Annotated in this window: 2 tRNA genes and 2 rRNA genes; all 4 read right to left on the bottom strand. The window is 54.1% G+C overall.

The annotated features are described in order from the left end of the window. Nucleotides 1–2,391 (bottom strand): 23S ribosomal RNA (locus tag AC1S52_RS05005); the annotation flags it as partial. A 325-nt stretch (nucleotides 2,392–2,716) separates the two neighbouring features. Then, nucleotides 2,717–2,792 (bottom strand) — tRNA-Ala (locus AC1S52_RS05000). Between the two features lie 52 nt (nucleotides 2,793–2,844). Beyond that, a tRNA-Ile gene (locus AC1S52_RS04995) sits at nucleotides 2,845–2,921 on the bottom strand. 201 nt (nucleotides 2,922–3,122) lie between these two features. After that, a 16S ribosomal RNA gene (locus AC1S52_RS04990) occupies nucleotides 3,123–3,821 on the bottom strand; the annotation flags it as partial.

Here is a 3,821-nt window from a genome sequence, read left to right as displayed (position 1 = left end):
CGATATGAGCTCTTGGGAATCATCAGCCTGTTATCCCCGGCGTACCTTTTATCCGTTGAGCGATGGCCCTTCCACGAGGGACCACCGGATCACTATGACCGACTTTCGTCTCTGCTCGACTCGTCAGTCTCGCAGTCAGGCGAGCTTATGCCATTGCACTCTAACAGACGGTTTCCAACCGTCCTGAGCTCACCATCGCGCGCCTCCGTTACTCTTTAGGAGGCGACCGCCCCAGTCAAACTACCCGCCACAGAGGGTCCCTGCACCGGATAACGGTGCTAGGTTAGACATCAGAAAACAACAGGGTGGTATTTCACCTATGGCTCCACGACAGCTGGCGCCGTCGCTTCAAAGCCTCCCACCTATGCTACACAGTTCTTTCCTAATGCCACTCTGAAGCTGCAGTAAAGGTGCACGGGGTCTTTCCGTCTAACCGCGGGTACTCCGCATCTTCACGGAGAATTCAATTTCGCTGAGCATGTACTGGAGACAGTGGGGAAGTCGTTACGCCATTCGTGCAGGTCGGAACTTACCCGACAAGGAATTTCGCTACCTTAGGACCGTTATAGTTACGGCCGCCGTTTACTGGGGCTTCAATTCAGAGCTTGCACTCCTCCTCTTAACCTTCCAGCACCGGGCAGGCGTCAGGCCCTATACGTCGTCTTGAAGCCGACTTAGCAGAGCCCTGTGTTTTTGCTAAACAGTCGCTACCCCCTGGCTTGTGCCCCCTACACACGGTTGCCCGCATGTAGGGCCTCCTTCTCCCGAAGTTACGGAGGTAATTTGCCGAGTTCCTTCAGTACACTTCTCTCAAGCGCCTTGGTATACTCTACCATCCCACCTGTGTCGGTTTAGGGTACGGTCTATACGGAGGGGCTATTTCCTGGGACAACTTCGAAGCCAGACCAATCCAATAAGGCCTGACAACTTACGCCATCCGTCACACACCTCCAGGCCCACGAATATTAACGTGGTTCCCATCGACTACCCCCTTCGGGCTCGTCTTAGGGGCCGGCTTACCCTGCTCAGATTAGCTTTAAGCAGGAACCCTTGGGATTTCGGCGAGAGGGCATCTCACCCTCTTTATCGCTACTCATGTCAGCATTCGCACTTCCGATACCTCCACGGTCGGTTACCCTCCCGCTTCATCGGCCTACGGAACGCTCCGCTACCGCTTGGATCCGAAGATCCAAACCCTAAGCTTCGGTACGTATCTTGAGCCCCGTTACATTTTCGCCGCAGGATCTCTTATTTAGACCAGTGAGCTGTTACGCTTTCTTTAAAGGATGGCTGCTTCTAAGCCAACCTCCTGGTTGTTTTGGAAATCCCACATGCTTTCCCACTTAGATACGATTTGGGGACCTTAGCTGTAGGTTAGGGCTGTTTCCCTTTTGACGACGGACCTTAGCACCCGCCGTCTGTCTCCCGGACTAACTCGATGGTATTCGGAGTTTGGTTAGGTTTGGTAGATCTCGCGACCCCCTAGCCCATCCAGTGCTCTACCCCCATCGGTAAACATCCGAGGCTCTACCTAAATAGATTTCGCGGAGAACCAGCTATTTCCCGGCTTGATTGGCCTTTCACCCCTAAACACAACTCATCCGACAATTTTTCAACATTGAACGGTTCGGCCCTCCAGTGCGTGTTACCGCACCTTCAGCCTGGTCATGCCTAGATCGCCGGGTTTCGGGTCTAATCCATCAAACTCAGTCGCCCTATTCAGACTCGCTTTCGCTGCGCCTACACCTAACGGCTTAAGCTTGCTTGATAGATTAAGTCACTGACCCATTATACAAGAGGTACGCTGTCAGGCCACGAAGGCCCTCCAACTGATTGTAAGCATTCGGTTTCAGGTACTGTTTCACTCCCCTCATCGGGGTGCTTTTCACCTTTCCCTCACGGTACTTGTTCGCTATCGGTCATGTACGAGTATTTAGGCTTGGAGGGTGGTCCCCCCATGTTCAGACAGGATTTCACGTGTCCCGCCCTACTCGAGTCCTGATGTTTCATTTTCGCATACGGGGCTGTCACCCGCTATGGCCAAACTTTCCAGAATGTTCTGCTAATTAAACACCAGGCACTGGCCTGGTCCGCGTTCGCTCGCCACTACTAACGGAATCTCGGTTGATGTCTTTTCCTCCGGGTACTGAGATGTTTCAGTTCTCCGGGTTCGCTTCACGAAACCTATGTATTCAGTCTCGCAATACCTTTGCCCAATTACCCAGCCCGTGAAAAATCACGGGCGAGATAATCGGGATAGGTGGGTTTCCCCATTCGGAAATCGCGGGATCAAAGCTTGCTCACAGCTCCCCCACGCTTATCGCAGCGTGCCACGTCCTTCATCGCCTGTACATGCCAAGGCATCCACCAAATGCTCTTACCTCACGCTTGAGAGTCCACACCACCAATGACAACATTGGTCGATCGCTTGAGACACGGTCTTGTAAGCCGTGCCCCACACGAACGCACCACTCGGCTGCTGCCATGGTTTGCTCGGTGTGGATGATTTATCTCAGCCAGATATTCATTATAAAATGAATGTATGTGATTGGCATACGTGACCCATCCCTTTCGAGATCGGCACGATGCAACCACGGCATCGATTAAAAAACCCATTCACAATGTCAAAGAGCAGGCCACTCATGGGCCCGCGCACCGGCTACGGATCGAAATCCGCGCCGGAATATGCTGTCTTCATCTCTGGAGGAAACGAGGGTGGTGGAGCCTATCGGGATCGAACCGATGACCCCCTGCTTGCAAAGCAGGTGCTCTCCCAGCTGAGCTAAGGCCCCCAACCATGATCGCCGCTATTTCCGTGCAAACGGAAGCGGCGGCGCGTCTATATGGTGGGCCGAGTAGGAGTTGAACCTACGACCTCACGCTTATCAGGCGTGCGCTCTAACCACCTGAGCTACCGGCCCCACCTGCGGCCTTTCGGCTTAGGCGGGCAAGCCCGGGCTGCCCAAAGGCGGCGTTATCCGCTGCTGCAACACAAGGCTGCATCAGTGAAATCTCCAGGATGAAGGGACATGAGGACGACGGCAATGTTCTTTGGAACGGAAGAAGCTCTTCCCGGCATGAGGACCGAAGTCCAGTCAGGCGCTTTCTGCCAATATCCTTAGAAAGGAGGTGATCCAGCCGCAGGTTCCCCTACGGCTACCTTGTTACGACTTCACCCCAGTCGCTGAACCCACCGTGGTCGCCTGCCTCCCTTGCGGGTTAGCGCAGCGCCTTCGGGTGAATCCAACTCCCATGGTGTGACGGGCGGTGTGTACAAGGCCTGGGAACGTATTCACCGCGGCATGCTGATCCGCGATTACTAGCGATTCCGCCTTCATGCTCTCGAGTTGCAGAGAACAATCCGAACTGAGACGGCTTTTGGAGATTAGCTTGCACTCGCGTGCTTGCTGCCCACTGTCACCGCCATTGTAGCACGTGTGTAGCCCAGCGTGTAAGGGCCATGAGGACTTGACGTCATCCCCACCTTCCTCCGGCTTATCACCGGCGGTTTCTTTAGAGTGCCCAACTTAATGATGGCAACTAAAGACGAGGGTTGCGCTCGTTGCGGGACTTAACCCAACATCTCACGACACGAGCTGACGACAGCCATGCAGCACCTGTGTGCTAGCCAGCCGAACTGAAATAATCCATCTCTGGAAAATATACTAGCCATGTCAAACGCTGGTAAGGTTCTGCGCGTTGCTTCGAATTAAACCACATGCTCCACCGCTTGTGCAGGCCCCCGTCAATTCCTTTGAGTTTTAATCTTGCGACCGTACTCCCCAGGCGGATAACTTAATGCGTTAGCTGCGCCACCCAAG

The sequence above is a fragment of the Kovacikia sp. CALU 1929 genome (assembly GCF_056784235.1).
Note: the sequence above shows the minus strand (reverse complement) of the source record. Positions and strands in the feature narration are given on the sequence as shown.